This is a genomic window from Streptomyces sp. NPDC060002 (genome assembly GCF_042737245.1).
In the GTDB taxonomy this organism is placed as follows: Bacteria; Actinomycetota; Actinomycetes; order Streptomycetales; family Streptomycetaceae; genus Streptomyces.
Genome location: NZ_JBHWUW010000001.1, coordinates 331,486 through 358,420 on the forward strand (window position 1 = coordinate 331,486; position 26,935 = coordinate 358,420).

Annotated in this window: 23 protein-coding genes and 1 pseudogene; 7 read left to right on the plus strand and 17 right to left on the minus strand. The window is 72.1% G+C overall.

What is annotated here, in order from left to right; translation table 11 throughout:
• The first annotated feature begins 14 nt into the window (after window positions 1-14).
• Window positions 15-731: a FadR/GntR family transcriptional regulator gene (locus ACFWBD_RS01495; protein ID WP_385661017.1), complete on the plus strand. Its 717-nt coding sequence runs from the start codon at window positions 15-17 to the stop codon at window positions 729-731.
• A gap of 90 nt (window positions 732-821) precedes the next feature.
• Window positions 822-2,165 carry an amidase gene (locus ACFWBD_RS01500; protein WP_385661019.1) on the plus strand — a complete coding sequence of 448 codons (1,344 nt, stop codon included), beginning with the start codon at window positions 822-824 and terminating at the stop codon, window positions 2,163-2,165.
• A 64-nt stretch (window positions 2,166-2,229) separates the two neighbouring features.
• On the opposite strand, the gene ACFWBD_RS01505 is transcribed toward ACFWBD_RS01500, so the two are convergent.
• Complete coding sequence (locus tag ACFWBD_RS01505; protein WP_020127513.1) at window positions 2,230-2,403, minus strand: hypothetical protein; 174 nt, start codon at window positions 2,401-2,403, stop codon at window positions 2,230-2,232.
• A gap of 484 nt (window positions 2,404-2,887) precedes the next feature.
• On the opposite strand from ACFWBD_RS01505, the gene ACFWBD_RS01510 reads away from it, so the two are divergent.
• Both ACFWBD_RS01510 and ACFWBD_RS01515 read left to right on the plus strand, forming a co-directional pair.
• Window positions 2,888-3,337, plus strand: a complete 450-nt coding sequence (locus tag ACFWBD_RS01510) for a hypothetical protein (protein WP_385661022.1) — start codon at window positions 2,888-2,890, stop codon at window positions 3,335-3,337.
• A 25-nt stretch (window positions 3,338-3,362) separates the two neighbouring features.
• Entirely contained in the window at window positions 3,363-4,181 is an 819-nt protein-coding gene (locus ACFWBD_RS01515) for an SDR family oxidoreductase (RefSeq protein ID WP_385661023.1), read from the plus strand.
• Here ACFWBD_RS01515 and ACFWBD_RS01520 read toward each other — a convergent pair.
• From ACFWBD_RS01520 to ACFWBD_RS01540, 5 genes are all read right to left on the minus strand, one after another.
• Window positions 4,160-5,668 carry an SDR family NAD(P)-dependent oxidoreductase gene (locus tag ACFWBD_RS01520; RefSeq protein ID WP_385661025.1) on the minus strand — a complete coding sequence of 503 codons (1,509 nt, stop codon included), beginning with the start codon at window positions 5,666-5,668 and terminating at the stop codon, window positions 4,160-4,162. The two genes, ACFWBD_RS01515 and ACFWBD_RS01520, sit on opposite strands and share 22 nt — an antisense overlap.
• A 103-nt stretch (window positions 5,669-5,771) precedes the next feature.
• The gene (locus ACFWBD_RS01525; RefSeq protein ID WP_385661027.1) at window positions 5,772-7,130 is read right to left on the minus strand and encodes a wax ester/triacylglycerol synthase family O-acyltransferase; all 1,359 of its coding nucleotides are present in this window, start codon (window positions 7,128-7,130) and stop codon (window positions 5,772-5,774) included.
• A gap of 104 nt (window positions 7,131-7,234) precedes the next feature.
• On the minus strand, window positions 7,235-8,455 hold the full coding sequence (gene glgC / locus ACFWBD_RS01530; RefSeq protein ID WP_385661029.1) for a glucose-1-phosphate adenylyltransferase: 1,221 nt from the start codon (window positions 8,453-8,455) through the stop codon (window positions 7,235-7,237).
• Between the two features lie 51 nt (window positions 8,456-8,506).
• Entirely contained in the window at window positions 8,507-9,658 is a 1,152-nt protein-coding gene (glgA, locus tag ACFWBD_RS01535; protein ID WP_385661032.1) for a glycogen synthase, read from the minus strand.
• Window positions 9,659-9,696: 38 nt separating this feature from the next.
• The gene (locus tag ACFWBD_RS01540) at window positions 9,697-10,470 is read right to left on the minus strand and encodes a (2Fe-2S)-binding protein (protein WP_385661506.1); all 774 of its coding nucleotides are present in this window, start codon (window positions 10,468-10,470) and stop codon (window positions 9,697-9,699) included.
• A 227-nt stretch (window positions 10,471-10,697) separates the two neighbouring features.
• Between ACFWBD_RS01540 and ACFWBD_RS01545 the strand changes: the two genes are divergently transcribed.
• Complete coding sequence (locus tag ACFWBD_RS01545; protein ID WP_385661035.1) at window positions 10,698-11,951, plus strand: DMT family transporter; 1,254 nt, start codon at window positions 10,698-10,700, stop codon at window positions 11,949-11,951.
• Here the strand turns inward: ACFWBD_RS01545 and ACFWBD_RS01550 are convergent.
• Window positions 11,941-13,185: a transglycosylase family protein gene (locus tag ACFWBD_RS01550; RefSeq protein WP_385661038.1), complete on the minus strand. Its 1,245-nt coding sequence runs from the start codon at window positions 13,183-13,185 to the stop codon at window positions 11,941-11,943. The two genes, ACFWBD_RS01545 and ACFWBD_RS01550, sit on opposite strands and share 11 nt — an antisense overlap.
• 199 nt (window positions 13,186-13,384) lie before the next feature.
• Here ACFWBD_RS01550 and gndA point away from each other — a divergent pair, with 199 nt between their 5' ends.
• On the plus strand, window positions 13,385-14,824 hold the full coding sequence (gndA, locus tag ACFWBD_RS01555; protein ID WP_385661041.1) for an NADP-dependent phosphogluconate dehydrogenase: 1,440 nt from the start codon (window positions 13,385-13,387) through the stop codon (window positions 14,822-14,824).
• Window positions 14,825-15,283: 459 nt separating this feature from the next.
• Here gndA and ACFWBD_RS01560 read toward each other — a convergent pair whose 3' ends face one another.
• The 10 genes and pseudogenes from ACFWBD_RS01560 to ACFWBD_RS01605 all read right to left on the minus strand — a co-directional run bounded on the left by ACFWBD_RS01560 (window position 15,284) and on the right by ACFWBD_RS01605 (window position 25,787).
• Window positions 15,284-15,631, minus strand: a complete 348-nt coding sequence (locus tag ACFWBD_RS01560; RefSeq protein ID WP_385661044.1) for a GNAT family N-acetyltransferase — start codon at window positions 15,629-15,631, stop codon at window positions 15,284-15,286.
• A gap of 38 nt (window positions 15,632-15,669) precedes the next feature.
• On the minus strand, window positions 15,670-16,089 hold the full coding sequence (gene panD, locus ACFWBD_RS01565) for an aspartate 1-decarboxylase (protein WP_385661046.1): 420 nt from the start codon (window positions 16,087-16,089) through the stop codon (window positions 15,670-15,672).
• A 547-nt stretch (window positions 16,090-16,636) separates the two neighbouring features.
• Window positions 16,637-17,767 carry an XdhC family protein gene (locus tag ACFWBD_RS01570; RefSeq protein WP_385661049.1) on the minus strand — a complete coding sequence of 377 codons (1,131 nt, stop codon included), beginning with the start codon at window positions 17,765-17,767 and terminating at the stop codon, window positions 16,637-16,639.
• Window positions 17,768-17,926: 159 nt separating this feature from the next.
• Window positions 17,927-19,858, minus strand: a pseudogene (locus ACFWBD_RS01575) (xanthine dehydrogenase family protein molybdopterin-binding subunit); the annotation flags it as partial.
• 267 nt (window positions 19,859-20,125) lie between these two features.
• Window positions 20,126-20,893, minus strand: coding sequence for an SDR family oxidoreductase (locus tag ACFWBD_RS01580; RefSeq protein WP_385661052.1), 768 nt, complete (start codon window positions 20,891-20,893; stop codon window positions 20,126-20,128).
• 69 nt (window positions 20,894-20,962) lie between these two features.
• Window positions 20,963-22,219, minus strand: a complete 1,257-nt coding sequence (locus ACFWBD_RS01585; protein ID WP_385661053.1) for an MFS transporter — start codon at window positions 22,217-22,219, stop codon at window positions 20,963-20,965.
• A 182-nt stretch (window positions 22,220-22,401) separates the two neighbouring features.
• Entirely contained in the window at window positions 22,402-22,920 is a 519-nt protein-coding gene (locus ACFWBD_RS01590; protein ID WP_385661056.1) for a cyclophilin-like fold protein, read from the minus strand.
• 14 nt (window positions 22,921-22,934) lie between these two features.
• On the minus strand, window positions 22,935-23,600 hold the full coding sequence (locus ACFWBD_RS01595) for an SDR family NAD(P)-dependent oxidoreductase (RefSeq protein WP_385661059.1): 666 nt from the start codon (window positions 23,598-23,600) through the stop codon (window positions 22,935-22,937).
• Window positions 23,601-23,761: 161 nt separating this feature from the next.
• Window positions 23,762-24,715, minus strand: a complete 954-nt coding sequence (locus ACFWBD_RS01600) for an alpha/beta hydrolase (protein WP_385661061.1) — start codon at window positions 24,713-24,715, stop codon at window positions 23,762-23,764.
• Window positions 24,716-24,770: 55 nt separating this feature from the next.
• Complete coding sequence (locus ACFWBD_RS01605) at window positions 24,771-25,787, minus strand: zinc-dependent alcohol dehydrogenase family protein (RefSeq protein WP_385661064.1); 1,017 nt, start codon at window positions 25,785-25,787, stop codon at window positions 24,771-24,773.
• 188 nt (window positions 25,788-25,975) lie between these two features.
• On the opposite strand from ACFWBD_RS01605, the gene ACFWBD_RS01610 reads away from it, so the two are divergent.
• Entirely contained in the window at window positions 25,976-26,857 is an 882-nt protein-coding gene (locus tag ACFWBD_RS01610; protein ID WP_385661067.1) for a helix-turn-helix domain-containing protein, read from the plus strand.
• The last annotated feature ends 78 nt before the right edge of the window (window positions 26,858-26,935 follow it).

The following is a 26,935-nucleotide window of genomic DNA, read 5'->3' on the forward strand; positions in this document are numbered from 1 at the left end:
ACAGGAGAGGCCACGTGGAAGACACCCCGCGCAGCGGGACCGCCGTGCCGAAGGGCACGGTGACCCAGCGCGCCATCGAGCGGATCAAGGCGATGATCACCGACGGGTCGCTGGAGCCCGGCCAGCGACTGCCGACCGAGCGCGATCTCGCGGTCCAGCTGGGGATCTCCCGCAGCTCGATGCGCGAGGCGATCCGGGCGCTCACCGTGCTGGGGGTGCTGGAGGCCCGGCACGGTTCCGGGATCTACGTCACCGCGCTGAAGGCGGGGGACCTGCTGGAGACGTTCGGGGTGGTGGCCGATCTGTCGCGGGGCCCGCGTCTGGTCGAACTGCTCCAGGTACGCCGGATCCTGGAGTCGACGGCCACCGCACTGGCCGCGGCCCGCATCACCCCGGAGCAGCTGGCCGTCGTGGAGGGTCACCTGGCGGCGATGAACGCGACGGACGACCCGGAGGAGATCCTCGCGCACGACCTGGAGTTCCACCGGGTGATCGCGGCGGCCGCCGGCAACGAGACGATGGCGGCGATCCTGGAGGGCCTCTCCTCACGCACCTTCCGGGCCCGCGTCTGGCGCGGCTACCAGGAGGAAGGCGCCTTCGCCCGGACCCGTCGCGAACACGCCGCGATCCACCGCGCGCTGGCCGCCCGCGATCCGGAGGCCGCCCGGGCGGCGGCGGCCGCCCACGTCGGCGAGGTGGAGGAGTGGCTCAGGGGACAGGTGGGGCCCTGAGTCCCGGCCGCCTCTCGACGCGCGACCTCCGGCGGGGCAGAGTTCTCCCACGTACTCGCCAGTAGTGCACGCACACCGAGGGAGCTGCCTGTGACCAGCTGGGCCGGCCGGACCGCCGTCGAGATCGCCGCCGCCGTACGCGCGAAGGAGGTCACGCCCCGTGAGGTGGTGGCCGAGCATCTCGCGCGGATCGAGCTGCTGGACGGCCGGATCGGAGCGTTCCGTACGGTGCGGGCCCGAGCGGCCCTGGCCGAGGCCGACGCGCTGGCCGCCCGGGGCGACCTGGCCGGACTGCCACTGGCCGGGGTGCCGGTGGCAGTCAAGGACAACCTCGGCGTGCGGGGCGAGTCGACCCGGGTCGGGTCGGCCGCGACACCGGACACCCCGGCCGACGCCGACCATGTCACGGTGGCCCGGCTGCGGGCGGCCGGCGCGGTGGTCGTGGGCCTGACCAACGTGCCGGAGCTGTGCGTCTTCGGCACCACGGAGGGCGTGCACGGCACCGCCCGCAACCCCTGGGACACCTCCCGCACGGCGGGCGGCTCGTCGGGCGGCAGCGCGGCCGCGGTCGCCGCGGGCCTGGTGCCGATCGCCCTCGGCAACGACGGCATGGGCTCGCTGCGCATCCCGGCGGCCAACTGCGGCCTGGTGACCATCAAGCCGGGCCACGGGGTGGTGCCCGCCGGGATCGGCGAGGGCGACTGGTTCGGGATGTCGGAGAACGGTCCGCTGGCGACGACGGTCGAGGACGCGCGGCTGATGCTGTCGGTCCTCGCGGACGCGGACATCGCGTCGGCCGGGGAGCCCGGCGGGCTGAGGATCGCCGTCTCCGTGCGCAGCCCGCTGGCCGGGATCACGGTGAGCAAGCCGTACACCGGCGCCGCGCGGGACGCGGCCGGGGTGCTGGTCCGGGCGGGGCACCAGGTGGAACGGGCCGAGCCGCCGTATCCGCTGTCGCTGGGCGTCACCTCGCTGGCGCACTGGACGGCGGGCACGGCCGTGGACGCCGCGAGCCTCGACCCCCGGCTGCTGGCCCGGCGCACCCGGGTGCACGCGGCCGTCGGCCGGCGCTTCCTGTCCGGGGTGCGCGGCGGCTCGGCACGGGACGCACTGCGCCGACGTCTCGAGCCGTTCTTCGCGGAGTACGACGTGCTGCTCACCCCGGCGCTGGCGCGACGGTCGCCGAAGTCGGCGCCGTGGCACGAGCGGGGCTGGCTGCGCAACGTCCTGGTGAACACGAACTACTCGCCGCTGACGCCGCCGTGGAACCTGACCGGCTGGCCCGCCGTGGCGGTCCCCTTCGGCACGCTGCCGTCCGGTGCTCCCACCGCGGTGCAGCTGGTGGGCCTGCCGGGCCGGGAGGGCGAACTGCTGCGGCTGGCCGAGCAGTTGGAGAGCCTGCGTCCGTGGCGACGGACGGCTCCGCTCGACTGAGCGGAGCGGCGGGCCCGGCTCGGGTGTGTCTGGCGCACACCCGAGCCGGGCGACCGCGAGCGACTCAGTCCACGCTGGGCAGGATGTGGGGCTCGGCGAGGTCCTCCTCGTAGCCCGCCAGGCGGATGGGGGCGGAGCGGGCCCACACGTCGAGGCTGCCGATCTCGCCGGGCCGGCGGCCGGCCCGCTCCGGGCGTTCCTTGGGGCGTTGCTCGCGATTCGTCTTCTCCGGTGTCACCGCGCACTCCTTATGTGTCGGGTCACCCTCGGGGCGTGCCGGCCAGTCTGCGGTCCGGCGCCTGACGCTCCCTCGGGCCTGGCTCAAGTCGGTCGAGGACGCGGTGGCGCCGGCAACTTCTTGGAGGGCGAGCCGTTGTGAAGCGGCCTGTCCCATGACGGACCGTGGGTGTGGGTGGCACTCCGTACTGCTGTCCGTCCGCTACACATTAACCAAATGAGCGGGTGGCCGCTCGATAGGGCTGAAAATTTGGGGTAACCATGGCAAGTCACCCGTATGTCACCGCAGGTGAATTGAACTCTTTTCCACCTTGATGCACCTTCTTAATTCACCCGTCCGGGGGATATTGATGGGCGTGGCGGACCAGCGAGGCCGCGCATTCGCCCGAGAGTTCGCCGCGCAGTTCAAGTGCCGTTCGTCCGGTCGCAAGCAGGCCATGGTCTGCTGGCGTCCGGCACCGGCGGTCTCGCGGAAGGACTGACGCATGGAGCTGCGCAGCGTCGAGGAGCTGATGGACCTGCTGTACGCCTGCCGGGGTGTGCGGGACACCCCGGACCGCGGTGTGCCCGGCGTAGACCTGCACGATCACGCGCTCCAGACGGCGGCACTGCTGCGCCGCGGCCGCCCCGCCGACAAGGAGCTCCAGCTCACCGGGCTCGTCCACCCCATCGGCCACCTGCTGTGCCCCACCGGCGCCGCCGGCCGGCCGGACCGGGCCGCCGACGCCGTACGGCCCCTGCTCGGCACCCGCGTCTCCCGCCTCGTCCGGCTGCACCCCTGGCACGAGCCCACCGCCGACGACGATCTGCTCAGCCTGCGCCAGGCCGACGAGGACGGCCGGGCGGCCGGCTTCGACGCGGGCGTGCTGGAGGACTGGCGCACGGTGCTGGAACTCGTGGCGGCACGGAACTCGCGCCTCGGGGCTGTCGACTGACGGTCCGTCATGAGACCGTACGCCGATGACGTCGTCGTACGGGTTGCGGGGCAGGGCCGCCGTCGTCACGGGGGCCACACGCGGGATCGGCTGGGCGGTGGCGCGGGCGCTCGCCGACGCCGGGGCGCGTGTGTGCGTCAGCGCGCGGGACCCGGACCGGGTCCGCCGTGCGGCCGGGGAGCTGGACGGCGTCGGACTGGCCGGCGACATCGGGGACCCCGGGCATCCGCGGAAGCTGGCGGAGCTGTGCCTGGACGCGTTCGGCCGGCTGGACGTGCTGGTCAACAACGCGGCGACCAACCAGCCCTACGGACCCCTCATGGACGCCGATCCCGGCGCCTGGCGGGAGGCGTTCACGGTGAACGTCGAGGCGCCGCTGCGGCTGGTGCAGTGCGCGTGGCGGGGCTGGATGCGCGAGCACGGCGGTGTAATCGTCAACATCTGCACGGAGGGTGCGGGACACGTCGGCCCCGGCGTCGGCGCCTACGGCACCAGCAAGGCGGCCCTCCTCCACCTCACCGGGCAGCTCGCGGGCGAACTGGGCCCGCGAGTGCGGGTGAACTCCGTCTCCCCCGGCCTGGTACGGACCGAGATGGCCCGGTTCGTCTGGGAGCCGGGGGAAGCGGAGATCGCGCCGGGCCTGCCGCTCGGCAGGATCGGCGAGCCGGCGGACGTGGCGAGGGCGGTGCTGTGGCTGGCGTCGGACGAGGCCGACTGGGTCACCGGCGCGGACCTGGTGGTGGACGGCGGCACGAGGGTACGGGCGGCGCGTACCGCGTCCCCGGGGGACGACGGGTCACGCGCGACCCGTACCCCGGACCGTCACCACTTGCCCGGCGCGTAGTCCTTCAGGAACACCCCGTACAGGTCCTCGCCGTGCTCGCCGCGCACGATCGGGTCGTAGACCCGGGCCGCGCCGTCGACCAGGTCGAGCGGGGCGTGGAAGCCCTCCTCGGCCAGGCGCAGCTTGTCGTAGTGCGGCCGCTCGTCGGTGATCCAGCCGGTGTCGACCGAGGTCATGAGGATGCCGTCGGTCTGGAACATCTCCTGGCCGCTGGTCCGCGTCACCATGTTCATCGCGGCCTTGGCGGCGTTGGTGTTCGGGTGGCCTGCGCCCTTGTAGCCGCGGCCGAAGACGCCCTCCATCGCCGAGACGTTGACGATGTACGCGCGCCCGCTGGCCGCCTTCCCGGCGGCATCGGCCATGGCCGGGCGGAGCTTGCTGATCAGGATGAACGGCGCCGTGTAGTTGCACAGCTGGGTCTCGAGAAGCTCCACCGGGGAGATCTGCTCGATGGTCTGTACCCAGGTGTTGGTGTCGACGACGTCCGGTACCAGCCCGCCCGCGTCGATGGCGGTGCCGTCGAGGTGCCGGGCGATGCTGGCGTTGCCCGCGACCAGGGCGAGGTCGGCGACCTTCTGCGCGTCCGGGCCGCCGGTGCCGAGCGGCAGCGTGGCGAGCCCGTCGACCGCGCCGGAGTTGAAGGCGCCGATGACGTGGTGGGCGGGCAGCTCGCCGGCGGGCAGCGAGGCGCTCTCGCCGCCCACCAGGGCGGCGTAGGCGGAGGGCAGCCGGCGTACGGTCTGCGTCGCGTTGTTGACGAGGATGTCGAGCGGGCCCGCCTCGGCGACCCGGTCGGCGAGCGCCACGACCTGCGCCGGGTCGCGCAGGTCGATGCCGACGACCTCCAGGCGGTGCATCCAGTCGCCCGAGTCGTCCATGGCCTTGAAGCGGCGGATGGCGTCCTTCGGGAAGCGCGTCGTGATCGTGGTGTGGGCGCCGTCACGCAGCAGCCGCAGCGCGATGTACATGCCGATCTTGGCGCGGCCGCCGGTGAGCAGCGCGCGCTTGCCGCCGAGGTCCGCACGGGCGTCGCGGCGGGTGCGGTTCTCGTTGGCGCAGTCCGGGCAGAGCTGGTGGTAGAAGTAGTCGACCTCGACGTACCGGGTCTTGCAGGTGTAGCAGGAGCGCGGGCGCTGGAGTATCCCCGCGATCCTGCCCTCCTCGGTGACCGAGGAGGGCAGGATGCCCTCGGTCTCGTCGTCGATGCGCTGGGCGGAGCCGGTCGCGGTGGCCTCGGTGACCGCCTTGTCGTGGGCGGTCTTGGCGGCCCGGCGGTCCTGGCGGCGGCGCTGCTTCACGGTGCGGTAGACGCCGGCGGTGGCCCGGCGCACGGCGATCGCGTCGGGGTGGTCGACGTCCAGCCTGTCGAGCTCGTCCAGCACGGCGAGGCAGACGGCGAGCCGCTCCGGGTCGATGCCGGGCCCGTACACGACCTCGTCCACGACCTCCTCCGTGACCGCCGTCGAGCCGTCCTCTGTCACCGTCATCGCGCTGCCGCTTCCCTGATCACCCGTGCGGCGCTCCGACCGAGTCCGCCCTCGAAGGACGGATTTTACGGAGCGCCGGGCCTCTCCTCCAAACCCGTTCCCGTCAAGAGCCGCAGGCCGTGATGAGCGTCTCCACCTCAGCGGTCAGGGCGCGCGCGAACAGGTCGAGGTCGGGAACCGCCTCGGCGTCGGCGACGAGCCCGTAGTGGATCCGGCCGCGGTAGGTGGATACGGCGACCGCCAGGGCCTGGCCGCGGGCGAGCGGGGCGTACGGGAAGACCTCGGTCACCGGGTTCCCGCCGAGCTTCAGACCGAGGCTGGGCAGGGGCACGCTGGTGACGAGGATGTCGAACCAGAGCCGGGCGGCCTGGCCGACCAGCGGGCCGCCGAGGCGGTGACCGAGGGCCGGGACGTGGTCGGCGAGCAGGGCGACGGCGCCGGCGCCCCGGCCGGGCCCCGCGTCCTTGTTGCGGTCCATGGCGGCGCGGACCGTGTCGAGGCGGCGCAGCGGGTCCGGGTCGTCGACGGGAAGCCGCATCAGGTACCCGGAGAGCCGGTTGCCCTGCGGATGGGCGGTGCGCGGGCGGCGCTTGGAGACGGGGATGAGCGCGCGCGGCACGACGCCCTCGCTGCCGTCGCCGCGTTCGTCGAGCCAGCGGCGCAGGGCCCCGGCGACGACCGCGATCAGCACGTCGTTGACGGTGCCGCCGGCGACCTTGCGGATCCGGTGCACGTCGTCGAGGTCGATGACGACGCCGGCGGTGCGGCGGGTGCCGCTGGGCGCGGCCGTGAGGGCGGGGGTGGGGCGCATGCCCAGGGTGTGCACGGCGACGGAGGCGCCGATGTCGAGGGCGCGGCCCACGTCGGAGACGGCTCCGCGCAGGATGCCGGGCAGTCTGCGCACGTCGGGCAGGAGTCCGCGGGCCGGTTCGGCGGGGCGGGGCCGGGGCGCGGGCAGATCCATGGGGTCGAGGACGGCCGCGGCCAGGGTCAGGGCGCGCAGGCCGTCGGCGAGGGCGTGGTGGAACTTGAAGAGCACGGCGAAGCGGTCGCCGTCCTCGGCGGGCAGGACGTGGGCCTCCCAGGGCGGGCGGCCGCGCTCCAGGGGGCGTTCCATGAGCCGCCCGGCCTCGGTCTGGAAGTCGGCGGCGGGCGCGTGCAGCGTGACGTGGTGCAGGGGGTCGAAGTCGGGGTCCGCCTCCCGGGTCGCGCCGCCGAAGGCGAGCGACCGGCGCAGGTCGAACGGTTCCGAGCGGTCGAACGGCCGCCACACGTCCCGGATCCGCATGCGCAGACCGGGGACGGCGGCGGCGCGGGCCGCGAGCAGGTCGGCGGCGTGGGCGCCCGCGGTGGGCGACTGCGCCGTGAAGACGCCGAGCGCTCCCAGGTGCATGGGGTGCTCGGCCGACTCGAGGTTCCAGAACGCCAGGTCGAGGGGGGCCAGCAGATCATCAGCAGTCAAGGGCTTGCCTCGCGTCGGCTAAGAGTGGAGGCAATCAGTCAAGCGCGCCCGGGCGATTACGGTCAAGTACGATCAAGCTACACACAGTTAACAGCGCATTAAGTTCAGGGCACCTGTTGGCCCTTTCCCAGGGCTATCACGCCGCCCTTCGACACCGTGTACAGCTCCGCGTCCCGCTCCGGGTTCACGCCGATGGTCGCACCCGGAGGGACCTCCACGTTCTTGTCGAGCACCGCCCCGCGCACGACCGCACCCCGTCCGATGTGCACGTTGTCGTGCAGGATCGACCCCTGCACGACCGCTCCCGGGTCGACCACCACGCCCGGCGACAGCACCGAGCGGGTCACCTGCCCGCGGATCAGGCACCCCGAACTGATGATCGACTCGCCGGCGATGCCGCCCGCGTTGAAACGCGCCGGGGACAGCTGGCCCGAGTGGGTGTAGACGGGCCAGCCGCGGTTGTACAGGTTGAAGGCGGGGCGCTCGGCGATCAGGTCCATATGGGCGTCGTAGTACGCGTCGAGCGTGCCGACGTCCCGCCAGTAGCCCTGGTCCCGGGTGGTCTCGCCGGGCACGTGGTTGTCGTGGAAGTCGTACAGCCGGGCCTCGCCGCGCTGGGTGAGCTGGGGCAGGATCGAGCCGCCCATGTCGTGGACGGAGCTCTCGTCCTCGGCGTCCCGCTGGAGCGCCTCTATCAGCGCCTTGGTGGTGAAGATGTAGTTGCCCATCGACGCGAACACGCACTCCGGGTCGTCGGCGAGCCCGGGCGGGTCGGCCGGCTTCTCCAGGAAACGCTCGACCGTCAGCCCGTCCGAGCCCGGGGTGATCACCCCGAAGGAGGAGGACTCGACGCGCGGGACGCGGATCCCGGCCACCGTCACACCCGCGCCGCTCTCGATGTGCTGGGTGAGCATCTGGCGCGGATCCATGCGGTAGACGTGGTCGGCGCCGAACACGGCCACGTACTCGGGCCGTTCGTCGTAGATGAGGTTCAGCGACTGCAGGATGGCGTCGGCGCTGCCGAGGTACCAGCGCGGGCCGAGCCGCTGCTGGGCCGGGACCGGCGTGATGTAGTTGCCGAGCAGGCTCGACATCCGCCAGGTGGTGGTGATGTGCCGGTCCAGCGAGTGCGACTTGTACTGCGTCAGCACACAGATGCGCAGGATGTCGGCGTTGACGAGATTGGACAGCACGAAGTCGACGAGCCGGTACGTGCCACCGAAGGTGACCGCTGGTTTGGCGCGGTCGGCCGTCAGCGGCATCAGGCGTTTGCCCTCACCGCCCGCCAGCACGATTCCGAGCACCGAAGGCCCACCACGACGCATGGCCGCTCCCCTCACCCTGGTTGAAACCATGGTTGCCCCCGGCCGGGGGAACTAAGCCTGTTTGACGATCTCCTCGTACAGCCGGACCGTCCGCCGGGCCACCGCGTCCCAGCCGAACTCCCCCACCGCGCGCGCCCGTCCGGCCTCGCCCATCAGGCCCCCGGCCGCCGGGTCACCGAGGACCGCGTCCAGCGCCCGCGCGAGGCCCGCCTCGAAATCCTCGTCCACGTCCACGAGCGTCCCGGTCACCCCGTCCTCGACGACCTCCGGGATCCCGCCGATCCGGGAGGCCACGACGGGAGTGCCGCAGGCCATCGCCTCCAGATTGACGATGCCGAGCGGTTCGTACACCGAGGGACAGACGAACACGGCGGCGTGCGTGAGGAGTTGGATCACCTCGGGGCGCGGCAGCATCTTCGGGATCCAGTGCACGCCGTCCCGGGCCCGGCTCAGCTCGGCGAAGAGGTCGCGGAACTCCCGGTCGACCTCGGGGGTGTCGGGCGCTCCCGCGCACAGCACGACCTGCGCCGCCGGGTCGATGTTCCGTACGGCGCGCAGCAGATGGGGCACACCCTTCTGCCGGGTGATGCGGCCGACGAACAGCACGAACGGGCGGTCCGGGTCCAGGCCGATCCGGGTGAGGGCGCCGGTGCCGTGGTCGGGACGGTAGAGGTCGGTGTCGATGCCGTTGTGGACGACGTGGACCCGGTCCGGGGCGAGCGTCGGGTAGCAGGCGAGGATGTCCTCGCGCATCGCGGTGGAGACGGCGATCACCGCGTCGGCGGCCTCCACCGCGGTCCGCTCGGCCCAGCCCGACAGGGCGTAGCCGCCGCCGAGCTGCTCGGCCTTCCAGGGCCGCAGCGGCTCCAGCGAGTGCGCGGTCACCACGTGCGGAACGCCGTACAGCTCCTTGGCGAGGTGGCCGGCCAGGTTGGCGTACCAGGTGTGGGAGTGGACGAGCTCGCGGCCTTCGAGGGCGGCCGCCATGGCGAGGTCCACGGAGAAGGTGCGCAGCGCCTCGTTGGCGCCGTCCAGCGCGGACCAGGGGCGATGCCGCTGGACCCCCTCGGTGCGGCCCTCGCCCCAGCAGTGCACGTCGAGGTCGACCAGCCGCCTCAGCTCACGGGCGAGGAACTCGACATGGACGCCCGCACCGCCGTACACGTCCGGGGGATACTCCCGGGTCAGCAGTCCCACTCGCACCCGGAACCCCCACTCTCAGCGACCGGCTCCCTTCATGGTCACCCAGACGGGGCGCGTGGGGAAGAGCGCGGGGGCCGTGCGAAGCAACAGTCGCCGCAGACGCCTCCGCCGGGCACCCGGTAGTACAGGCAGCAGCTGCGGCGGCGGAACGCGGTGCCGGTGAGTGTCCCGGTGGCCGCGAGGAGGGGGTGGGCGAACAGTTCGGCGGTGAGGGCACGCGCGCGTTCGGCGAGGTCCGGACGGCCGTGCGCCCGGGCCCACAGCTCCATCTGGCGGGCGGCTCCGGCCAGCGCCGATCCGGAGTTGCCCCGCAGCAGGCCCGGCGCGACCGGGTGGCGGGCGCGCAGCGCGGCGGAGAGGGGTACGAGGTGGCCGTCGAGGACCGTCGCGGCGACGGTCGCCGCGTCCCCTGGGCGGGCCCGCACCTCGGTCAGCCACAGGTCGTCCGGGGCGGCCGCGTCCGGGTCCCAGCGCAGCAGCCCCGGCGCGAGGTCGGGGACGCTCCCGTACAGGACGGCGCAGCCCAGCGTCACCGACCAGAGCCGGGCCGCGAGGCCCTGCTGCGCCACCGAGGCCCCGATCCGGTCCTCGGGGGCGCGCAGGGCCCGGGCCACCTTGCGGACCCGGAAGGCCAGCGGATCCCCGTGGACGTCAGGTGCCGCGCTCCCGGGGGTCGCCCGGCAGGCCTTCTCCGTGTAGGCCCGGGCGAGGGACGGCAGCGCCGCGGCCGGCTCTACGGGGCTGCCTGGTGTGCGCAGGGCGAAGAAGGGGCCGAGCGGGCGGAGCGCGGTGAGATCGGGGTCGAGGTCCACGAAGTGCAGTAGTACCAAGGAGGGTAGGGGTCGCGCTCAGGGGGATCCCTGGTCCGTCACCCGCCTGAGGGAGGACGGCGGGCTCTCCGTACTCCATCGGTAGTAGGACTTATTGCGTGCTCAGGTACGACGACGGGAACAGATCGACAGGGCATCGTGTTGGTTATGAGAGCCGACCGTTCGCCGCGCCGGGCCCCGCGCCCCCGCCTCACGCAGAGGAGCAGCTCATGAGCGCCCTCGCGTTGTCCGTGGTCCTGTCGCTCGTCTCCGCTGTCGCGTACGCGGCCGGGGCGATCGTGCAGGAGCAGGTCGCGCTGTCCTCGCCCGTCGAGGAGTACGCCCCGCTGCGCCGTCCGGGCTGGTGGGCCGCGGTGGCGCTGAACGGTCTCGGCGGACTTCTGCACGTGGTGGCGCTCGCCTACGGTCCCCTCAGCCTGGTTCAGCCGCTCGGCGCGCTGACCATCGTGTTCGCGCTGCCCATGGCCGCGCTGTTCGTCGGCCGCAGGGCCGGGGCGACGGCCTGGCGGGGCGCGATCATGGCGACGGTCGGTCTCGCCGGTCTGCTGTCCCTGGTGGGGGCTTCCGACGCACAGTCGCTGAGCACCCCGCAGCGGGTCAGCGTGGCCGTGGTGACCGCGGGCGCGGTCGTGGCCCTGATGGTGGCCGGGCGGGCCGCACACCGGCACCCGGCGGTCCGCAGCATGCTGCTGGCGACGGCGTCCGGCATAGCGTTCGGCATGTCGTCGGTGTTCACCAAGACCGTCGCGGTCGACTGGACCGGCGGCGTCTCGACGGCCGACGTCCCGTCCCTGGCCGTGATCGGCGTGCTGGCCACGGCCGGCATGCTGCTGTCGCAGGCCTCCTACCGGGGCGCGGGCCTCGAGGCCCCGCTGGCCACGCTGACGGTGGTCAACCCGGTGGTGGCGGCCGCGGTCGGCATCACGATGTTCGGCGAGACCTTCCGCTACGGCACCACGGGCACCGTGCTCGCCCTGGGCTGCGGAGTGGTGGCGGCGGGCGGACTCATCCTGCTCACGACGGAGCGCCTCCAGGGCGCCCGGCCGGAGACGGCGGCGACCACTGTCCCTTCCGCGCGGACCCAGATGGACACCGGTACGGCGAAGGGCCGGGCCGTCGCCCCGGCCCCGGCCCCTGTGGCCGAGGTGACCGGAAGCGCGACGGGCGGGATGCGGTTCCCCGAGCAGGCGGGCGCGCCGCTGCCGCAGGACGTGCGGTCGGCAAAAGCGGCACGGGAGAACCTGGGGCTCGCCGGAGCGGCGCCGGTGGAGGCGCGGTCGGCACAGGTGTCGGAGGAACGGCTCGTACTGGCCCCGACCACGGTCGTCGACGACGGCGAGGACCGCTACGAGGAGGACCCGCCGGGCGGGGACGTGCCTCCGTCGTTCTACACCCCGCTGTACGGAGGTCTCTACGTCCCGATGCCGGTCGTGGACCGGCATCGGGAGCGAGTCAAATCTTGACGCCGCCGGCCCGGAGATACGCCACCGGGTCGACGTCCGTCCCGAAACCGGGCCCGGTCCGCACCTCGAAGTGCAGATGCGGGCCCGTGCTGTTGCCGGTGGAACCGGACCGGCCGATGCGCTGCCCGCCGCTCACCGACTGCCCGTCCCGTACGGAGATCGCCGACAGGTGGGCGTACTGCGAGTAGCGTCCGTCGGCGTGCCGGATGACCACCTGGTAGCCGAAGGAACCGGCCCAGCCCGCGCTCACCACCTCGCCCGGCTTGACCGCCCGCACGGACGTGCCGGTGGGCACGGGGAAGTCGACGCCGGTGTGGTAGCCCTTCGACCAGGACGAACCCGTCGCGTGGTACGGCGTTCCGGTGGAGGCGCTGACGGGCGACACGAGGGAATGGCCGGTCGTCGCCTTGCCGTCGGTGTCCTTGGCCTTGGTGCTCTTGGCCGGCTTGCTCTCCTTGGCGCCCGGGGAGGTCTTCGGCTTCTCCGTCCGGGGCTCGGTGCCGCCCGGGGCCTTGGCCGTGGCGCCCGCCCGGCCGTCCAGGCTGAGCCGCTGGCCGGGGAGGATCAGGTCGGGGTCGCCGCCGACGGTCGTCCGGTTGGCGGCGTAGAGCCCCCGCCAGCCGCCCTCGACCTCCTCGGTGTCCGCGATGGCGGAGAGGGTGTCGCCGCGGACCACGGTGTACATCTCGGCGGTGCCCGCGCGGGACTGCGGTGTGCTCTGGGGCCGTACGTCGTCCAGGGACGTCGTCGACGTCGTGGACGACTTGGTGGACGACCCGGACGGCGTCGCCGCCCTGCCGGACGGCTTGGCGGACTTCGCCGAGGTGCCGTTCGGGCGGATGTCGGGGGCGTCGCCGCTCCGGCTCAGCCCGGCCCGCACCGAGCAGACGGGCCAGGCGCCGGGCCCCTGTCCGTCCAGCACCCTCTCGGCCACGGCGATCTGCTGGTCCTTGGTGGCCAGATCCGCACGGGGCGCGTACCGCGTACCGCCGTACGCCTCCCAGGTGGACTGGGTGAACTGGAGTCCGCCGTAGTAGCCGTTGCCGGTGTTGATGTTCCAGTCGTTGGTCGACTCGCACGCGGCGACCTTGTTCCAGGTGTCCACGTCGGCCGCTTGAGCTGCGCCGGTGCCGATCAGCGGCAGCGCGATACCGGCACCGCCCGCCGTGACGGTGAGTGAGGCCCGGTTGATCCTGTTCGGCTGATACCGGCGGTGCCGGCCGCGTACGGCCATGGAGATCCCCCTCGACATGCGTCAGGAGGGGCAAAAGTAAGGGCGGCGAACAGGCCATGACAAGGCGACAACCGGCCGCTCCGACGCGCGGGCGGACGCCGGGCGCCCCGGGCGGGAATCCGGCCGGGGAACCCGTCAAGATGGTCTCAGGACGACACTGACCGAATGCACGGGCACACCCCCTGGAGGAGCCAACCGTATGAGCACTTCAGCTCAGATCGGCGTCACGGGACTCGCGGTCATGGGCCGCAATCTCGCCCGCAACTTCGCACGCAACGGCTACACGGTCGCGCTGCACAACCGTACGGCGGCCCGGACGCACGCCCTGGTCGAGGAGTTCGGCCACGAGGGCGAGTTCGTCGCCGCCGAGACCGCCAAGGAGTTCGTGGCGGCGCTGGAGCGGCCCCGCCGCCTGGTGATCATGGTGAAGGCCGGTGAGCCGACCGACGCGGTGATCCGGGAGTTCGCCCCGCTGCTCGAACCGGGCGACATGATCATCGACGGCGGCAACGCGCACTTCGCCGACACCCGCCGCCGCGAGCGCGAACTGCGCGAGCAGGACATCCACTTCGTCGGCACGGGCATCTCCGGTGGTGAGGAGGGCGCGCTGCACGGCCCGAGCATCATGCCGGGCGGCTCACCCGAGTCGTACGAGTCGCTGGGCCCGATGCTGGAGAAGATCTCGGCGAAGGCGGCGGACGGGGCGCCCTGCGTCACGCACATCGGCCCGGACGGCGCCGGTCACTTCGTGAAGATGGTCCACAACGGCATCGAGTACGCCGACATGCAACTGATCGGCGAGGCCTACCAGTTGTTGCGTGATGTCGCCGGGTACGAGCCCGCGCAGATCGCGGACATCTTCCGCACCTGGAACACCGGCCGCCTCGACTCCTACCTGATCGAGATCACCGCCGAGGTGCTGTCCCACGTGGACGCGGCGACGGGCCGGCCCTTCGTGGACGTGGTGGTCGACCAGGCGGAACAGAAGGGCACCGGCCGCTGGACGGTCCAGATCGCCCTCGACCTGGGCGTTCCGGTGTCGGGCATCGCGGAGGCCGTCTTCGCACGGTCGCTGTCGGGGCACGCGGAGCTGCGCGAGGCCTCGCGCGGCCTGGCGGGACCGAAGGCGTCCGCGCTGGGCAGGGCGGAGGCGCAGGCCTTCGCCGACCGGGTGGAGCAGGCGCTGTACGCCTCGAAGATCGTGTCGTACACGCAGGGCTTCCACGAGATCGCCGCGGGCAGCGAAGAGTACGGCTGGGACATCGATCTCGGCGCCGTCTCCTCGATCTGGCGCGGCGGCTGCATCATCCGCGCGGCGTTCCTCGACCGGATCCGCGCCGCGTACGACAACCGGGCGGACCTGCCGAGCCTGCTGTCCGACGAGACGTTCGCCTCGGAGATCGCGGCCGCGCAGGACCCGTGGCGTGAGGTGCTGGTGTCCGCGACGCTTCAGGGCGTGCCGACGCCCGGGTTCGCGGCGGCGCTCGCGTACTACGACGCGTTGCGCGCGGAGCGGCTGCCGGCGGCGCTCACGCAGGGACAGCGGGACTTCTTCGGGGCGCACACCTACCGGCGGGTGGACCGCGAAGGCGCGTTCCACACCCTGTGGGGCGGCGACCGGTCGGAGACGGAGGCGTAGTCCTCCGTCGATGGCATCGCGGTGGGCGGCGGTCCCCGTCGCCCACCGCTGTCCCCTCGTCCCCTTGTCCCGTCAGGTGAGGGGTGGGCCCGGTTCCGGACTCGGAACCGGTTCCGGTCCCGGCGGAACCGGCGACGGGGACGGGAAGGGATCCGGCGGCGGGCCGGGCCGCGGCGGCGGCGTCGGCTCCGGTCCCGGCGGCGGCTCGGGAGCGGGCACCGGGCTCGGGAACGGCTCCGGAGGGCCCGGGTCCGGTCCCGGCGGCGGACCGGGCCGGGACGGATCGGGCTGCACGGGGTCGGGGTGGACGGGATCGGCGTACGGGTTGGTCATGGTGTCCTCCGGCCGGATGTGAGGCTTGGCTCTGGACTCCTCCCCCGCGTACCCGGGGCGGCCTCGGCCACTCACCCGGGTGGGCTCGACCGGCCGGCACCGCGTTCGGCGCCGCGGGCGCGCCGGTCAGAAACGGCCGGGGTGCGCCCGCAGCCAGTCCTTGGCGGCGCGCAGCAGCTCGGGGTCGGCCGCCGGAGCCTCCTCGGGGTGCCGTTCGGCCCACTTCACGACGTACGGGCAGAGCGGCGCCACCGGGATGCCCTCACGCCCCGAGGCGGCGTACAGTTCCCGCGCCAGCGACCCGGCGATGCCCTTTCCCTCGTGGGCGGGCTCGACGAGGGTGTGCACCGGCACCAGGGCGGGCGCGGGCGACTCCAGGACGAAGTACTCGATGTGACCCACGACTTCACCGCCGTCGCCGAGGGCCTCGAGGCGGCCCGCCGCCCGGTCGTCGCGGATCTCGATGTCGCTCATGGGCACTCCCGGTGCGATGCGTGCGATGGCTGCTGCGGTCAGACCGACACCGCCTGCGGGCTGCGCTCCTGGTCGGAGCCCGGTACCGGCTCCGAGGGGTCCGCTCCGAGGGCCACGATCCGGTTGTCACGGTCCACGTGCACCACCCGCGGCTCCAGGGCCCGCGCCTCGGCGTCGGCCACCTGAGCGTAACTGATGATGATCACCAGATCGCCGGGGTGCACGAGGTGGGCGGCGGCCCCGTTGATGCCGACGACGCCCGAGCCGCGCTCGCCCTCGATGACATACGTCTCGAGCCGCGCCCCGTTGGTGATGTCGACGATGTGGACGAGCTCCCCCGGCAACAGGTCGGCAGCGTCCAGCAGCTCGGCGTCGATGGTCACCGATCCCACATAGTGCAGGTCGGCCTGGGTGACGGTGGCACGGTGGATCTTGGACTTGAACATGGTGCGCAGCACTTTGGACTCCTGGAGGACGGCTCCCCGCCAGCTTTCTGCAGGTCAGGGGCTTCGTTCACTGTACATCGGCATGTCTTCCACTCGAAGACTTTCTACAACATCGTGCGCCGTGGAGACCAGGGCTTCTCACCTGCGCGATCTGCTCGACCGGCTGCCACGAAGCCGTCAACCGGGAGCATGGACGGAAGACCGCCTCGGTCCAGTGCCGATTGATGCATCGTCCGGACTTGGCGGAGTCCGAAGGCCGGGGCGCGGCCGGCGCGCCGCCTCGAAGGCCAGGGGAACAATCGCAGGACGGGCTGCTGCTCGCCGTCGCCGTCGAAGCCCAGCCGGGCCCGCGCCCCGGAAGCGGAGCACGGTGGACCCCAGGTTCTTTCGCGACGCGACGGCCAACGGTACCTACGACCAAGTCCTGGCCATACTTGACGACTACCACTGAACGGCACCCGGCGCTTGCCGGACGGACTGATGAAGTCGACAGGTTTCCAAAGGATGTTGAGGAAGAACCAAGGCTCGATGTGAAACGAATGCAGAGTTCGAGGCCGGCCTACCGGTAGCTCGTCAACCTCGGGGACCGGTGGATCGGGCCGGTGATCCAGGTCAGGGGCTGCCCCGTGCCCCGGTTGGCCTCAGCGATGATCTCCGCGGTGATGGAGACGGCCGTCTCCTCAGGCGTGCGCGCTCCGAGGTCGAGGCCGATCGGGGAACGCAGCCGGGCCAGACGGTCTTCCGCGACGTCCTCCTCGCGCAGGAGCCGCAGGCGCTCCTCGTGGGTACGGCGGGAACCCATGGCCCCCACGTAGGCGACGGGCAGGTCGAGTGCCAGGCGCAGCAGGGGGATGTCGAACTTGGCGTCGTGCGTGAGGACGCATACCGCCGTGCGCTCGTCCACACTGGTGCGTTCCAGGTAGCGGTGGGGCCAGTCGACGACGATCTCGTCCGCGTACGGGAAACGGGCGGCCGTGGCGAAGACGGGGCGGGCGTCGCAGACGGTGACCCGGTATCCCAGGAAACGGCCGGCCTGGCTGAGGGCGGCGGCGAAGTCGACTGCGCCGAAGACCAGCATGCGGGGGCGGGTGGCCGCCACGTGGACGAGGACGGACAGGTGCTCGGGGCATCCGTCCCCGGTCCCGCCGAGGTCGACGCGGGCGGTGCGGCCGGCCCGCAGCAGGGCCCTGGCCTGGTCGGCCACCGCCCGGTTCGCCGGGCCGTCGTCCACTGCCCCGCAGACGACCTGGTCAGCGCCGAGCACGCTCAACGTGAGGCCGAGGAGGCGCTCCGGGCCGTCCACGACCTGCGCCACGGCGGCCGGCCGGCCCTGTACGACCTCGTCGAGGGCGTCGACGAGATGCGGCTGCGCCGTGGGGTCGACGCGCTGGACGAAGACGTCGAGTTCGCCGCCGCAGGTCAGGCCGATAGCGAAGGCGTCGTCGTCGGAGTAGCCGAACCATGCGCGCTGCGGAGCGCCCCGGTCACGGAGCACCTGTCGGCACAGTTCGTAGACCTGTCCCTCGACGCAGCCGCCGGAGATGCTGCCGACGGCGTCACCGTCCTCGTCCACCGCGACCGACGTACCGACCGGCAGCGGGGCACTGCCGCGCACACCGACGACGGTGGCCAGGGCGAAGGGGCGTGCCTCGCGGCACCAGCGGTGCAGTGTGTCCGCGATGTTCAGCATGGCAGTTCTCCATGGCGGGGCCAGGATCGGTAGGTGAGCGGGCCGCCGCCGTGACGCCGGGGAGACGTCACGCGGCGGCGGCCCTGGGGCGTCCGGCAGCCGGACGGGGGCAGGCTGCCGGACGAGCGGTGTGCACCGCGCCGGACCGAAGTCCGCGGATCAGAGCAACGCCTCAGCGGTGATGGGTAGTTCGCGGATGCGGCGGCCGGTGGCGTTGAAGACCGCGTTGGCGACGGCGGGCGCCACGCCGATCATCACGAGCTCTCCGAGGCCCTTGACGCCGAGCGGGTCGGCCTCGCGGTCCTCGCCGTCCAGGTAGATCGCCTTGAGGTCGGGGACGTCGGCGTTGACGGGCACGAGGTAGTCCGCGAGGTTGGCGTTGACGATCCGGCCGTCGCGGTGGTCGGTGACCGTGTGCTCCAGCAGAGCCGTGCCGATGCCGCCGACCATGCCGCCGAGCGCCTGGCTGTCGGCGAGCTTGGGGCTGATGACGCGGCCCGCGTCGTACACGCCGAGCACCCGCCGCACCCGCACCAGACCCAGGGCCGCATCCACCGCCACCTCGGCGAAGGTCGCGTTGTAGGCGTAGAAGGAGTGCCGCTCCGGCCCCGACGGCGGCGCGAAGGAGCCGTCCGCTTGCAGGTGGGTGCGGTCGTTGCGGGCCAGCAGCCGCCGGTATGTCTCCCCGCGGGCCGGATCGTTCTGCACGTGCAGTCGGCCGCCCCGGACCACGACATCGTCGGCCGCCACCCCGTACAGCGGCGACTCGCGGTCCTCGACAGCCAATGTGATCGCCTGACGGCGGACCTTGTTGCAGGCGTCGAGGGTGGCGGAGCCGACGCTGGCCATGGTCATCGAGCCACCGTGCGGTGGGGTCGGCGGGTAGAGGGAGTCGCCCAGCCGGAAGGTGACCGTGCGCACGGTCAGGCCGAGGGCGTCGGCGGCGACCTGGGTCTGGGAGGTGTACGTACCCGGGCCCATGTCGGTGGCGGCGGCCTCGACCACGGCGGTGCCGTCGGCGTCGAGGCGGGCCCGGGCCTGGGCCGGGGCACGCGCCGTGTCGTAGACGCCGGCGGCCATGCCCCTGCCGATCAGCCAGTCCCCCTCACGCGTCGAGCGGGGCTCGCGGTTGCGGCGGTGCCAGCCGAATTCGCGGGCGCCGACGGTGTAGCACTCGCGCAGCCGGCGGGTGGAGAACGGCAGCCCGGACGACTCGTCCTCGTTCGGTTCGTTGCGGAGGCGCAGTTCGATCGGATCGACGCCGAGCTGGTGGGCGAGTTCGTCCATGGCCGACTCGATGACGAAGGAGGCCGTCTGAAAACCGGGGCCGCGCATGTACAGGGGCGTGGGCAGATCCAACGGCACCGTCTGGTACGCCTGGCTCACATTCGGCATGCTGTAGAGCATCTGCCCGGCCGCCAGGATGGACTCGGTGAACGTCTCGTACGACGACGTCTCGGCGTCCAGCTCGTGCACCGCGGCGGACAGACGGCCGCGCCGGTCGCTGCCCAGGCGCAGGCGGTATGCGTACGAGGGCCGGAACCCGGTCCCGAGGTACATCTGCTTGCGGCTCAGGACGAGCTTGACCGGACGCTTCGTCTCGCGGGCGGCCAGCGCGGCGACGATCACGTGCGGCCAGCAGCGCAGCGCCGTGCCGAAACCGCCCCCGACGAACGGCGAGATGACCCGCACCGCGTCCATCTCCAGGCCGAACACCGCGGCGAGTTCGGTCTGCGTGCCCACCACCCACTGCGTCTTGTCCCACACGGTGAGCTCGCCGCCGTTCCAGCGGGCGATGGTGGCGTGCGGCTCCATCGGATTGTGGTGGTTGCGCGCGGTGCGGTAGGCCAGGTCCAGCCGTACGGCCGCCGAGCGCAGGGCGGCCTCGGCATCGCCGCGCGCGTAGTTCGTCGGCTTGTCCGGCTCGGCCCCGGTGAGGTCGGTCGAGGGCTGCTCGGCGTCGTAACGGACCTTGACCAGGCTCGCGCCGTGTTGCGCGGCCTCCAGGGTGGTGGCCACCACGACGGCGACCGGCTGGCCGTGGAAGAGGACCCTGTCGTCCTGGAAGACGCGCAGTCGCCGGCCGGGCGGAGCGTCGATGAGTTCCTTCGCGGTTGCGTTCAGGGCAGCTTCGTCGATGTCGGTCAGGGCGACGGCGGCTCCGGACGTGGCGAACGCGCGGGCGGTCGCCAGCCCATACCGGCGCCGGCTCCGGTAACGAGGGCGACCTGGCCGGTGAAGTCGTACGTGGGGTTCACGTCGTGGTCTCCGTTCGAGAGCGGATACGTGGCGCCGCGAGTGGCCTCGGGGCTGCCCGGACGGGCTTGCGGCGGCACGACGCCTTGCCATGAACCGCCGTCAGACGGTCTGGCCGCCGTCGACGACCAGGGCGTGGCCGGTGGCGAAGGAAGCGGCGTCCGAGCAGAGCCAGAGCACTGCGGCTGCGATCTCGTCCGGTGTGCCGAGGCGTCCGATCGGCTCGTCCGCGATCAGGGCGTCCCGTCCGCCGGGGGTGCTTTCGGCGAAGCGTTGGATCATCTCGGTGTCGATGATGCCGGGGCAGACGGCGTTGACCCGGACGTTGGAGGACGCGTAGTCGAGGGCGGTCGAGCGGGTCAGGCCGATGACGCCGTGCTTCGCGGCGGCATAGGCGGCCTGTCCCTTGAAGCCCTTGACGCCGGCGCCCGACGAGGCGTTGACGATCGCGCCGCCTCCCTGCTGGAGCATCAGGGGAATCTGGTGTTTCATGCACAGGAACATCCCGGTCAGGCTGACGCCGATGACTCGGTCCCACTCGTCCTTCGCGATGTCCGCGGCCGGCTTGACCGGCTGCTCGACGCCGGCGTTGTTGAAGGCGACGTCCAGCCGTCCGAACGCCTGGACGGTGTCGCCCAGCGCGGACCGCACGTCGTCTTCGCTGGTGACGTCACAGGTGAGGGCCAGGGCCTGCCCGCCCGCCTCCTCGATGAGCCGTGCGGTCTCCCGCAGGCCGTCCTCGGACCGGTCGGCGAGGGCGACGTGGGCGCCCGAGCGGGCGAAGGCGACGGCTGTGGTGCGGCCGATGCCGGAGCCGGCTCCGGTCACGAAGGCCACCTTGCCGGTGAAGGTCGCGTTGCTCACGGTCATGGGAAGAGTCCTCTCGCTTGCTGGTACGTCGTCGGGTACGTGTCGGCAGTACGCGGATCGGGGCTTGAGTCAGTGCTGCGAGGGCACCTGCGCGGGTTCGTCGTGTCGCGTGTGCGTGGGAGCGCTGCTCCGGGCCACGATCCGGCCCTTGCGGGAAGTGCCGTGGACGGCGAGGGCGATCAGGGGCAGCAGGGTGAGGGCGGCGATGACGGTGCCGACCAGGGGCGGGCCGGTCAGGCCGAGGGAGGAGTCCAGGGCCGTACCGGCGATCAGCGAACCGGCGGCGATGCCGGTGTTGAAGGCGGAGGTGGTCAGCGCCGAGGTGAGGGTGGGCGCGTCGCCCGCGAAGCGCATGGCGAGGGCCGTGACGACCGGGTTGACCGTGAAGCCGGTCAGGCCCATGAGGAAGACGAGAAGGGTGGCTGTCGCCGGGTTGCCGGACAGCGGGATCATCAGGAGCAGGACCATGGTGGTGGCCGCGGCGGCCGTGATGGTGGTGACCATCGGACGTCGGTCGCCCAGGCGGCCTCCCGTGGTGGTGCCCCCCAGGGCGCCCACGCCGAAGGCGATGAGGACGAGCGGAACGGCACCTGCGGGGATGCCGGCGCGGTCGGTCAGCAGCGGAGTGACATACGTGTATGTCGCCAGGACACCGCCCATGATCAGCATCGCGGCGGCGAGCGCCAGCCACAGCCGGCCCTGACGCAGAGCCCGGACCTCGGCTCGGACGGACACCTCGACACGCTGCTCCTGGGCGGGGATGAAGCGGCCGATGAACACGGCGGCGAGCCCGGAGAGGACGGCCAGGGCCCAGAAGGGGCCGCGCCAGCCGGTGAACTGGCCGGCGAAGGACCCGATCGGCACGCCGACGACGTTGGCCAGGGTCAGCCCGCCGATCATGACACCGGTGGCGCGGGTGGCGTTGCGCGGTCCCGCGGCGGTGGTGGCCACGACGAAACCGACGGACCAGAACGCTCCGGTGGCCAGGGCGGTGACGACGCGGGCGGCCAGGACGACCGTGAAGGATGCGCTGAGGGCTGCGACCAGATGTCCGAGGCAGAACACGGACAGGGCCAGGATCAGCGTCCGGCGTTGAGGCAGGCGCAGGGTCGCCATGGCCATCGTCGGCGCGCCGATGATCATGCCGATGGCGAAGGCGGTGATCAGCAGGCCGGCCTGGGAGACGCTGACTCCGAGGTCACCGGCCAGCTCCGGCAGCAGCCCGGCGACGACGAACTCGGTGGTCCCCATCAGGAACGTGCCGGCGGCGAGCACCCAGACGACGAAGGGAAGCTTGCCGGGGGTGGTCCCGGACGCGGAAGGCATACGTGTGCTCTCTCCTTGCGTAGAAAACGGCGAATCAAGGTGGCGGCTGAAGTTGTCACGGCGGCCAGCGGACTGCGCGGCCACGTCTTCGACGGTTCCAGGAACCGAACCGGACGAAAAGAGGAGGACCTCCTCCCCCCTTCCTGCGGGAGCCTCCCGTGCGGGACGAGCGGTGGGGCGGGTCAGGGCGCGGCTTCGATGGTGATCTCGTCGGCGGTGGCGAGGTGCTCGGCGCCGCCGTCGGCCATGCGCCCGAGGGGGACCAGGCCGGCCGCGTAGGGGGCGTCGCGGTAGTAGGTGGCCAGGGTGCCCCAGGGTGCGTAGTACGCCAGGTCACCGGCCTTGGGGTCGGCGCCTTCCGGGGCACCGGAGGTGGACAGCTTTCGCGGCAGGTCGGCGGTCTTCTCGACCTTGTTGAAGTCGCGCAGTGACAGGGTGAGGGGGAGCTGGGCGGCGAAGTCGCGGGCGGCAGCGCCGTCGTTCAGGGTGGCGGTGATGCGGTGGCCGTTGAGCGTGAGCCGAATGTTCATGGCGGTGGTCCTGCCGGTCGGTGCGGTGGCGGCCGGAGCTGTCGAAGCCTGCGGCGACACGGGCTCGGGAGCGGAGGAGGAGGGGGCATCGTTGGTGCAGGCGGTCGCGACCAGCAGCAGGGCGGCGGCCGGGACCAGGCGGGCAAGAGCGCGAAGGGATGCCGGGTGCACGGGTCTTCCTGTGGCTAGTCGGGCAGGGGCTCGGCGTAGTGGCGGAAGCCGTCCCGCTGCTGGTGGATGTCGTACAGACGCTGGGCCAGGACGTCGGGGCTGCTGTGCTCGGCGTCGGGCCGGATGGCGCCCGGGATGATCAGTTGGGCGGCGTGGATGTTCTCCGGGGCGAGCGCGTCGTGCAGCATGCGGGCGTAGGCGCTTTCGGCGGCGAAGGCGATCGAGGTGCCGGCGACGTTGGGGTTGGGGCGTACGGCGCTGGAGCCGTTGACGAACAGCAGGGTGCCGCGGCCGAGGGCGCGCATGCCGGGCAGGACGGCGTTCACGCAGGTGACAGGGCCCTTGACGGAGAAGGCCAGGGGTGCGTCGAGCTCGTCGGCGCCGGTGTCGAGGACCGGCTTCATGAAGTCGGCGCGGGGCACCGGGCTGTACTGCAGGATCTCGATGGGTCCCAGGTCCTTGGCGGCCGCGTGCAGGGCCGCGTCCAGTGACTCGATGTCGAGGACGTCGGCGGCGAAGCCGCGCGCCTGGATGCCGTCACGGGCCAGCTCGGCGGCCATCTCCTGCAGGCGCTCGGCCTTGCGTGCGATGAGGGCGACGGTGTGGCCGGCGGATCCGAAGCGGCGGGCGGTGGCCAGCCCGAGACCGGGGCCGGCGCCGATGAGCGCGAAGGTCGTCATGGGGTTCGTCGTTCCTTGTGTGAGGCGGTGGCTCCCGCCCGCATCCGCGCTGCCGGTGATGCGGCCCGACGGTGTGGGGGCGGGGCGGGAGGGGGCCGAGGGCCGGGGACGATGTGCGCCCGGCGCCTTCCGGTGCGGCCGTACGCGAGGGCGGCGTGCGATCAGGTCAGGTTCTTGCTGAAGAACTCCTCCAGCTTGTCGAACGGGATCAGGTCCGTCCTGTCGTACAGATCGACGTGGCCGGCGTTCGGGACGGCGTAGAACTCCTTCGGCTCGGCCGCGAGTTCGTAGGCGTCCTCGCTGAAGTACCGCGAGTGGGCGTTCTCGCCGACGACGAACAGGACGGGCCGCGGCGAGATCCACTCGATCTTCGACAGCAGCGGAAAGTTCATCAACGACATGCCGCTCGTCAGCGTGAACTGGGTGAGGGAGTTCGGGTGGTAGCCCCGCGAAGTGGAGTAGAACTCACCGAACTCACGGCCGACCGGGTCGGTGTGCTCGTCGAACCCGATGGGCGCGCCGCGCGGGGTCAGGGCGGGGGCGGGGGCCTCGAAGTCCGCGTACCGCTGCTCGGCGATCGCGTCGAGCATGGCGCCTCGTTCCTCCGCGCTGAGGGAGCCCTGCCAGCCCTCCGAGGAGATCCGGGCGATGTCGTACATGACGACCGTGGCGACCGCCTTGATGCGGCGGTCGACCTGGGCCGCGCTGAGCGCGAAGCCGCCGCTGCCGCACATGCCGACGACGCCGATGCGGTCCCGGTTCACGAAGTCACGGGTGCCCAGGTAGTCGACGGCCGCGCTGAAGTCCTCGGTGAAGACGTCGGCGGAGGAGACGTGTCGCGGGTCGCCGCCGCTGTAGCCGTTGTAGGAGGGGTCGAAGGCGAGGGCCACGAAGCCGCGCCGGGCCAGGTTCTGGGCATAGATGCCCGGGCCCTGCTCCTTCACGCCGCCGTACGGTGCGCCGACGATGATCGCCGGGTGTTCCGGGGAGGCGTCGAAGTCCTTCGGCTGGTAGAGGTCCGCGGAGATGCTGATCCCGTACCTGTTCTCGTACGACACCGGCTTCCGGGTGACGTTCTCGTCCAGGTCGAAGATGTAGTTGTCTGCTGCAGGCATTTCTTGTCTCATTTCTGCGGTGCTCGACACGGGCAGCCGGTCACCGGGCTGGGGGTCAGGGCTTGAGGAGGGCCTTGATGGCGCGGCGCTCGTCCATGGCCTTGTAGCCCTCGGCGACCTGCTCCAGGGCCAGGGTGAGGTCGAAGACCTTGCCCGGGTTGATCCGTCCGGAAAGGACCCGGTCGATCAGGTCGGGCAGGTAGGCGCGTACGGGGGCGGGGCCGCCGCGCAGGCCGACGTGGGAGAAGAACAGCTCCTGGCCGTCGACCGCCACCTCGTGCGGGACGCCGACAAAGCCGACGTTGCCGCCGGGCCGGGCGGAGTGCAGGGCCTGCCGCATCGACTCGGCGCTGCCGACGCACTCCAGGACGGAGTCGGCGCCGATGCCGCCGGTGAGGTCCTTGACGCGGGCGATGCCTTCGTCGCCGCGTTCGCTGATGATGTCGGTGGCGCCGAAGTCCAGGGCGAGCTTCTGCCGGGAGGCGTGGCGGCTCATGGCGATGATGCGTTCGGCGCCGAGTTCCTTGGCGGCGATGACGCCGCACAGGCCGACCGCACCGTCACCGACCACGACGGCCGTCGAGCCGGGCTTCACCTCGGCGGCCAGGGCGGCGTACCAGCCAGTGCCCATCACGTCCGAGACAGCGAGCAGGCTCGGCACCACCTCGGCGTCCGGGTGCTCGTCGGTGGCGACGAGGGTGCCGTGGGCGTTGGGGATGCGCACGTAGTCGGCCTGGCAGGTGCTCATGAACTCGCGGTGCAGACAGGACGACTGCCAGCCGTTGCGGCAGTTGGCGCAGGTGTTGTCCGAGGTGGCGAAGGAGCCGACCACGAACTGGCCCGGCTTGACGTTGGCGACCTCGCTGCCGACCTCCTCGACGATGCCGACGTACTCATGCCCCATCGGGTGCGGGTCGCCGATGGGTTCCGCGCCGCGGTAGGGCCACAGGTCCGAGCCGCACACGCAGGTGGCGACCGTGCGGATCACCGCGTCGGTCGGATGGAGGATCTTCGGGTCGTCGAGGTTCTCGAAGCGCACGTCGCCGGGGGCGTATATGACTGCTCCGCGCATGGGGGGCTTCCTTCGGTGCGAGGATCGGTGAGCGCGCAGCCGGGGTCGGGATCGGGTCGGGGTCGGGATCGGCTGCTCGATATCGAGCCTCACACGCGAGGGCAGGCGCGAGAAGCGGAGAAATCCATCCTGGGAGGGGAACATCCTGGGAGTAAATTCTCCCCCCTTTCCCGAGTGGAATCGGTGTCATGCTGGGAAGCATGACCGCCAACGTTCCCCTCAATGAGCTGGGAGAATTCCTCAAGAAGCGCCGCTCCGAGCTGAGCCCGCGCACGGTCGGACTGCCCGAGACCGACAGGCCCCGCCGGGTTGCCGGGCTGCGCCGCGAGGAGGTCGCCCAGCTCGCCAGCATCAGCACCGACTACTACACCCGCCTCGAACAGGGCCGTATGCAGGCATCGGCGCCCGTGCTGGGCGTTCTCGCCCAGGTACTCCATCTGGATGACGACGAGCGCGGTTACCTCTTCCAGCTCGCGGGCAAGACCACCGGCCGCACCCGGCGGCGCGGCCGGCAGAAGGTCCAGCCGCAGTTGCAGCGGGTCCTGGACGACCTGACCGCCACCCCGGCCGTCGTGCAGGGCCGGCGCGGGGACATCCTGGCCTGGAACGCACTGGCCGCAGCCCTGGTCACCGACTTCTCCCGCGTCCCGGAAAAACACCGCAACTACCCCCGGATCGTCTTCACGGATCCGGCGATGCGCACCCTGTACGCCGACTGGGAGACTTCCGCGCAGATTTCCGTGGCCCAGCTTCGGATGGAGGCCGCGAAGTATCCGGAGGACCCCAGCCTGGTCGAACTGGTCGGTGAACTGTCGATGCGGGACAAGCAGTTCGCGAGGTGGTGGGGCGACCACCACGTCGCCGCCCGCACCGTGGGCACGAAGACCCTCAACCATCCCGTCGTCGGCGAACTCGTCCTGGACTGGGACACCCTCACCGCCAACACCGACCCCGACCAGCACCTGACCGTCTGGACCGCCGCACCCGGCTCCCCCACCCACGAACGACTGCGCATCCTGGCCTCCTGGGCCGCCGACCAGGACCTGTCGGCTTCCTTTCCTCTCAGCTGACCGCGACGGGCCGCCGCTGTCGGAGCAGGCCGGTGGATCGTGCCGGTCCCCTGACGCTGAGGCAGGCCCGTGCCTGGT